We start from the raw sequence: 7,084 nt of genomic DNA on the forward strand, positions 1-7,084 counted from the left end.
GTGATCGGCGATCCGATTTATGCAACGCCTGGGTTGAGCGCTTCTTTGGATCGTCTGCACCTGCATGCGCTTGGCTTGAGCTTTTCTGACCCATTCAGCGGTGAACGCATTCGGGTTCGCTCTCCCCTGCCATGGCCCTAGGAGGTGCTTAGGCGCTAAAGCTGCGTTTCGCTGGGATTGGGTAGGGAATCCGTCGGTGCCTCATGCGCCTCCAGACGCGCACAAAAGCATGCATCACCAGATCAACTTCGGCGCGACTGAGACTGCTTTGACTGAGTTGTCCGTCGGATAGGCGCGCTTCCACGATGCGCTTCACCGTGGTTTGCGCCTCTCTGTCGCTGGTGTCGGGGGGGAGTGATCGCAACGCGGCCTCACAGCCATCAGCCAGCATCAAGATTCCGGTTTCTTTCGAGCGAGGAGTGGGGCCTCGATAGCGGAATAAGTGTTCTGAAACCGTTGGATCCTTTTGCTTGGCTTGATGCAGGAAAAAGCCCATGCGCAAGGTGCCTTGATGCTCCGGAATGAAATCCGCGATCGGCCGCGGCAAGCGGTAGCGCCGGGCCAGTTTTAGGCCTTCGTCCACATGGGCTTGGAGAACTCCGGCACTCGCGACCGGGTCGTTCAATTTGGTGTGTGGATTCTCTTCACCGGTGGTTTGATTTTCAATGAACCAGTTCGGGGCATGGAGTTTGCCCACATCGTGATAGAGGGATCCTGTTTTGATCAGATCCACATCGGCTCCGATGGCACGAGCTCCCTCTTCTGCCAACCCACAGATCATCAGCGTGTGCTCAAACGTTCCAGGTGCTTCTGATGACAACCGGCGTAGCAGCGGGCGCTCTTGATCGGCCAGTTCCATCAAACGGGCCCGCGTGAGCAGTCCGAATGAGCTTTCCAGAAGCGGAATCAGCAGGATCGTGAGCATCATCAGCAGACCCATCAGTAGGGCTTCTGATGCAAGTTCTCCGGCATCGGGTCTGAGCCGTGTCCAGGACAGGTTCACGGCTTCAAAGGGTTGACGCAGCACCACCATTTCGGCGACTAACGCACCCAGTGGCAGCAACACGGCCAGTTGCAATAACTGCGCTCGGCTGCGTAATCGTCCGGCTTGAATGGCGGCGATCGCAGCCACGGCAGCCGTGATCAGCAGCCGGCCTTCGCCCAATCCACTCACAGGAGTCGGCCAAAGCAAACAGCTCACCGCCATCCATGCCAGGCCACTGGTCGTTCCGAGGCCTTGAGCTAAAAGCAGAGTGGGTGGCACGATCACCGCCAGTGGGCTCACCGCTGCACCAAACCAAATCTTGCTGAATTGGCTGATCAATAGCAGGCCGATTGCCAGAAACCCATGGGAGGCCTCAAGGCAGGGCCTTTCCCGTTTCATCACAAGCAGCATCACTCCGCAACTCGCGAGAGCTTCGGTGAAACGCAACAACCAGATCCCCAGCTTGGGACTGCGATTGATCAGCCCAAAGAAATCGAGCACGTCATAGGCCTGGGAGCTAATCGGTTCGCCTTTGCGGGTAATTAGATCGCCAGCTTTGACTTCGATGGTTGGAATCCCCTGCTTCGTGATCAGTTCTTCGATCAGTCTTTGACTGCGCAGGGGATCGGTCTGAAGGTTGCTAGCTCCTTGAAGCGTCGTTGTGGCGATCTTGCTGCCGAGGGTTCTGGCTGGAGCGTCCTCAGCTCCCAGAGCTTCGAGTTGCAGTGAGGAAGCCTTTTGGAGCTGTTCAATCGCCAGCGTGTTCACAAGCCCTTGACTGAGCATCCGATCGACAGCCCTGCGGATCGCCATGTCCCAGTTTTTGCGATCGTTTTGCGAGCGTTTTTCCAGCCAAAATTGCTCGTCTGTGGTCAGATTGACGGGGCCAATTCGGTCGACGTTCTGGCTTCTCGCGACGCGTTCCAATTCGGCGAGATGACGTTCAAGTCTGAGCTTGAGGAGTCTTGATTGCTGCTCATCCACCACCTGCACAAAGGTGTTGGGCATCAAGCTGGATCGTCTTTGTTCAAGCGCTTCGCTATCCACCACCCGCGCTGCCTTCGGAGCAATCGAATCGGATGGTGCTGGAATTCCAGGTCGTAAGTCGGGTTCCACCAGCCAAGGCCAGCTGGAGACCAGGGCTACGGCAATGCAAAAGAAAAGCAATCCGGCCTTTTGAAGGCGGTTCCAACGCAGCACAGGGCGTCGCGGTGACTCACTCCGCAACCAGCTTCTCCAGAGCTGGGCCAGAGGATGAGATCGGAACACAGCTGTTGATTACTGATACAGACGCTAGCCCCACTGAGGAAGCATGCTGGGGTGAGTGTCAACAGACCTCGATGGCTCTCAGGCTGGATGGCAAGCAGCTCGCCGCGCAGCTTGAAGTGCGGTTGCAGCAGCAGATTCAAAAAGGAATTGCATCAGCAGGGCGTTCACCAGGCCTGGCTGTGCTCCGAATTGGTGACGATCCCGCCAGTGCGGTCTACGTGCGCAACAAGGAGAAGGCCTGTGCTCGCATCGGGGTGGAGAGCTTCGGTTCCCATCTCCCGGCTCATGCCTCGCAGCAGGAGGTGTTAAAAGCCATTCGCGAACTCAATGCTGATGAGCGGGTGGATGGAATTCTGCTCCAGCTGCCGCTGCCGGAGGGCTTGGATGAGACCCCGCTGCTGGCTGAAATCGACCCGAACAAAGATGCTGATGGATTGCATACCCTGAATCTCGGGCGCCTGTTGAAGGGTGAACAGGGGCCACGAAGTTGCACACCCGCAGGCGTGATGGTGATGCTCCAAGATCAGGGCATCGATCCCGCGGGCAAGCGGGCCGTCGTGGTGGGCCGCAGCATCTTGGTGGGTCAGCCGATGGCCCTCATGCTTCAGGCGGCGAATGCCACGGTCACGGTGGCCCATTCGCGCACGCCCCATCTGGAATCGATCACCCGTCAGGCTGAGATTCTTGTGGTGGCTGCAGGTCGGCCTGAAATGATCGGTGCAGATCACATCACGCCGGGTTGTGTTGTGGTGGATGTCGGCATTCATCGCCGCCCTGAAGGCGGGCTTTGCGGAGATGTGCGTGCTGATGAGTTGGAGCCCGTCGCCGCTGCTCTCTCTCCTGTCCCTGGAGGGGTTGGCCCCATGACGGTCACGATGTTGCTGGTCAACACTGTGGTGGCCTGGTGTCGACGCCATCAGGTTGCAATGGAATTGTCTGATTTGGTGGTTTGAACCCCTCGGCCTGAGAGACTTGCATCAGCACTGCGCTCACCATGTCCGCTGCGGCCACTAGCCCCGAAAGCGTGCCCTCCTCCGGTGAGCGCCCCTCTACGTTTGACTTTGCGGCTTACCTAAAGCTCTCCCGCGATCGCGTGGAGATCGCCCTGGATGCCTCGATGGGACCTGAGCGTCCTGAATCCTTGCGTGATGCGATGCGCTACTCCCTGCTGGCAGGGGGGAAGCGGTTGCGCCCGATTTTGTGCCTGGCTGCTTGTGAATTAGTCGGGGGATCGTCCGAACTGGCCATGCCAACGGCGGTGGCTCTGGAAATGATCCACACCATGTCGTTGATTCACGACGACTTGCCGGCCATGGACAACGATGACCTGCGCAGGGGGCGTCCCACAAACCACAAGGTGTATGGCGATGCGATGGCCATCCTTGCCGGTGATGCCATGCTCAGCCGCGCTTTTGAAATGGTGGCTGTGCGCAGTGCCAACGTTCCTGCAGATCGCTTGCTGCGGGTTGTTGGGGAGTTAGCTCTTGTCTCGGGTGCTCCCGGCTTGGTCGGAGGTCAGGTTGTTGATCTTGAGTCCGAGGGCCAAGCCGTTGATCTCGAGACCCTTGAGTACATCCACCTCCACAAGACTGCGGCTTTGCTGCGTGCCTGTGTGGTGACAGGAGCTCTGATCGGAGGAGCGAATGATGAGCAATTGCAGGCGATGCGCACCTATGCCAATGGCATTGGGTTGGCCTTCCAGATCATTGACGACATCCTCGACGTCACCGCCAGCAGCGAAGTGCTCGGTAAAACGGCCGGGAAGGATCTGCTAGCCGATAAAACGACCTATCCCAAGCTTTTGGGACTTGATGCTTCGCGGGAGAAAGCGTTGCAGTTGGTGCGGGAGTCCAAGGCCGCGCTTGAACCTTGGCGTGATAAGGCGGCGCCCTTGTTGGCTCTCGCCGATTACGTGGCAAGTCGGGATTGTTGACCATGGCGATTGCAACGATGGCTTCAAGCGTTGGTTCACCCGTGTTTTCAACAGTGATCTCGACCCTGCCTATGCCTGCTCAGATTTTCGATAATGCTGTGCTCGCCTGGGGATTGGCGGCCTGCGGCTTGGCACAGTTATCCAAGCTGTTCCTGGAATTGCTGCTACATCAGCGCTGGAGGCCGGCGGTGCTGTTTGAGACCGGAGGGATGCCCTCGAGTCACTCGGCATTAGTGACTGGTAGCGCCGCTGGAGTGGGCTGGCAGATGGGTTTTGATCAGCCTGCGTTTGCGCTGGCTGCCACGGTTGCTTTTGTGGTGATGTACGACGCCAGTGGGGTGCGCCGGGCGGCAGGATTCACGGCGGCTCGCCTCAACGAACTTCCTGATTCGCTCTGGCCCAACCCCCCGGAGAAGCCACTGAAAGAACGGCTTGGTCACACCCGCACGGAGGTCTTAGTGGGCAGTCTGCTGGGACCTTTGATCGCACTCCCAGGACTCTTTTTTGTGGGCTCGCCTCTGCATTTGGCCCAAACGTTTGGTTTGTTTAGCGGGTGAGCAGGCAGAAGCCCTCTGAGGCCATCCTCACCGACGATCAGCAGACGGCAGCTGCCTTGTTCGAGCGGTGGCTTTCAAGCGAAGACCCAGGAATTCCGTTTGTGCTGAGCGGTTATGCCGGTAGTGGCAAAACTTTCCTCTCCATGCGTTTGTTGCGCCAAGTGGAAGCCACAGGGCTGTGTTGGACCGTTGTCGCTCCCACCCATAAAGCCGTTGGTGTGTTGCGCCACGCCCTTGATTTAGAGGGGCTTCACCCCACTTGGTATCCCTCCACCATCCATCGACTGTTGAGGCTCAAGTTGCGTCGCCAAGGGGATCGGGAGGTGTGCGAATCCACTGAACAAACGGCGGCCTCGTTGGAACATCTCGGCCTGGTCCTGGTCGATGAATCCTCCATGGTTGATAGCTCGCTGTTGTCGGTCGCCCTGCAGTGCGCTCATCCGTTCAAAACCAGGCTTGTGTTTGTTGGCGATCCGGCCCAGCTTCCCCCCGTGGGAGAAGCGGATAGCCCTGTGTTCTCCATGGACCGCGCGATCACTGCGTCGCTCAAGCAAGTGGTTCGTCATCAAGGTCCTGTGCTGCAGCTGGCGAGCTGCTTACGCGATGGACGCTTGCCCTGTGAGCTGCCGCCATTAATGCCTCCGCTGCGCAGTGAATTGGGTCAGGTGGGTGTGCTCAATCGCTCGGCTTGGCTGATCCAGGCTCAAGATGGCCTGCGTCGTGCTGCGGCCTGTGACAACCCTGATGCAGCACGCATTCTTTGCTACACCAATCGCACCCTGGATGCACTGGTGCCCCATGCACGACGAGCCATTCATGGTGAGATGGCCGACCAGATGGACGTTCTTCCAGGCGAAGTCCTGATCAGCCGTACGGCGGTGATGGCTCCTGCCTCACGCGATGGGGCAGAAACAGGGGAAGAACCTGATCTGGTGCTGGGCTCGAATCGGGAAGTGGTGGTGGAGGACGTCACCACGGAACGTTGTGACCTCGCTGAATTTGGGTTTGCGGGGGAGACGCAGATGGCATTCGCTGGATTCGAGGCCCCTGTCATCGATACCGTGACGGCGAAGGTCCGTAGTGGAGAGTTAGAACTCAGTTTGCGCTTGCAGCCGCCTTCCGGGAGTGCTGCACGGCAGCGCCTTGATCGGGTCCTTCAGGGTCTACGCACGCAGGCCAGGGATGCGGGAAAGAGAGGCGGGAGGCCGCTTTGGCGCCGGTATTTTTTGATCCGTGATGCTTTTGCCTCGTTGGGTCCTGCCGCCGTGCTCACGGTTCATCGCAGTCAAGGCAGCAGTTTTGGAGAGGTGTTTGTTGCTGATGACGTGTTCTGGCCGCAGGACCTTGTTCTGCGACGGCAGTTGGCTTATGTCGCTGTCAGTCGGGCCCAAGAGGCGGTCTGGATGGCAGGAAGGTCATCATCAGTCAAAGCGGTGGAACGCTGGACGCGGGCGCTGAAGAATGAAGAACAACAATGAAATGTTGGTTCTCATCTGTCGAACAACAAAAATGAGGAAGAGCAAAGCGAGTGAGTGGCTACAACATCATTTGTAATTGGGAGGGATGGATCAAGGGCTTGTTCATCTGCTATCTTGTGCCTGAGCTGATGCATGTTTATAGCTCGTGAAAGTATCAAGATGCCAGAACAAGTCTGATCTAAAGCATTGTCACGTCTCTTGGTCACCTCTGTATTGCCCCGAGCTTAAAGTGTTGGCTGATTTCAATAAATTCATCGATCAAAAGGGTTGTCAAGACTGGATTCTTTCTACAGTCTTAACTGATTCAAGGCTCTCATCTGAAAATCTTTTCGCAAGTGTTAAGTCAACGAAGGTGCTCGCTCTTGAGGTGATCTCTCAGTCACGATAGAGATCATTCTTTGGCGAGCTTTCGGTCTTCGTGATTCACGGCAAGGATTGTGTGTAATGAATGGATTGGGATTGATGTTTGTGTCTTGATTGAGTTATGGGTAAGAATGGGTTATTGAGCTCACTATTGATTGGGCTTGGACCTTTGTTGTGATTGCCTTAATCGCTGGAATGGTTGGAGCTGTTGTGTAGAAAACAATTCAAGTTATCAAGGAGGGATTTGGAATAAGTATTAATGCTTGGGTATATTGAATGTCTGTCTCTCTCTATCCTCCAAAATAGTCCCAGGTTCAAGATGCTTTGTGATGCACGTTGTCACACAAACTCCATCCTTGAGACCGCAACTAGTAACGCATTCAAGATAGGCATCAATGGCATCCCATCGTTCGCTGATGGATTTGCAGGTGTGTTCATTTTTGAATGCTCTCATTTTTTATTCCCAAGTGGGAATTGATTACAATGATTTTTATTTGTT

Annotated in this window: 6 protein-coding genes; 4 read left to right on the plus strand and 2 right to left on the minus strand. The window is 56.4% G+C overall.

All coding sequences use genetic code 11. The features are described 5' to 3' along the window. Positions 1-148: 148 nt before the first annotated feature. A complete protein-coding gene (locus tag NCN04_RS05735; RefSeq protein WP_250395456.1) occupies positions 149-2,254 on the minus strand; it encodes an HDIG domain-containing metalloprotein in 2,106 nt (701 codons plus the stop codon). 71 nt (positions 2,255-2,325) lie between these two features. Here NCN04_RS05735 and folD point away from each other — a divergent pair, with 71 nt between their 5' ends. From folD to NCN04_RS05755, 4 genes are all read left to right on the plus strand, one after another. Then, entirely contained in the window at positions 2,326-3,207 is an 882-nt protein-coding gene (gene folD, locus NCN04_RS05740) for a bifunctional methylenetetrahydrofolate dehydrogenase/methenyltetrahydrofolate cyclohydrolase FolD (protein WP_048346227.1), read from the plus strand. Between the two features lie 41 nt (positions 3,208-3,248). Continuing rightward, positions 3,249-4,187: a geranylgeranyl diphosphate synthase CrtE gene (crtE, locus tag NCN04_RS05745; RefSeq protein WP_048346228.1), complete on the plus strand. Its 939-nt coding sequence runs from the start codon at positions 3,249-3,251 to the stop codon at positions 4,185-4,187. 71 nt (positions 4,188-4,258) lie between these two features. After that, on the plus strand, positions 4,259-4,744 hold the full coding sequence (locus tag NCN04_RS05750; protein ID WP_048348083.1) for a divergent PAP2 family protein: 486 nt from the start codon (positions 4,259-4,261) through the stop codon (positions 4,742-4,744). Further along, positions 4,741-6,222, plus strand: a complete 1,482-nt coding sequence (locus tag NCN04_RS05755) for an AAA family ATPase (RefSeq protein ID WP_048346229.1) — start codon at positions 4,741-4,743, stop codon at positions 6,220-6,222. Before NCN04_RS05750 ends, NCN04_RS05755 begins: the two co-directional genes overlap by 4 nt. A gap of 619 nt (positions 6,223-6,841) precedes the next feature. On the opposite strand, the gene NCN04_RS10760 is transcribed toward NCN04_RS05755, so the two are convergent. Beyond that, entirely contained in the window at positions 6,842-7,039 is a 198-nt protein-coding gene (locus NCN04_RS10760; RefSeq protein WP_502988758.1) for a DUF8642 family protein, read from the minus strand. Positions 7,040-7,084 lie beyond the last annotated feature (45 nt).

This window comes from Synechococcus sp. MU1655 (genome assembly GCF_023630655.1).
Classification (GTDB): Bacteria; Cyanobacteriota; Cyanobacteriia; order PCC-6307; family Cyanobiaceae; genus Synechococcus_C.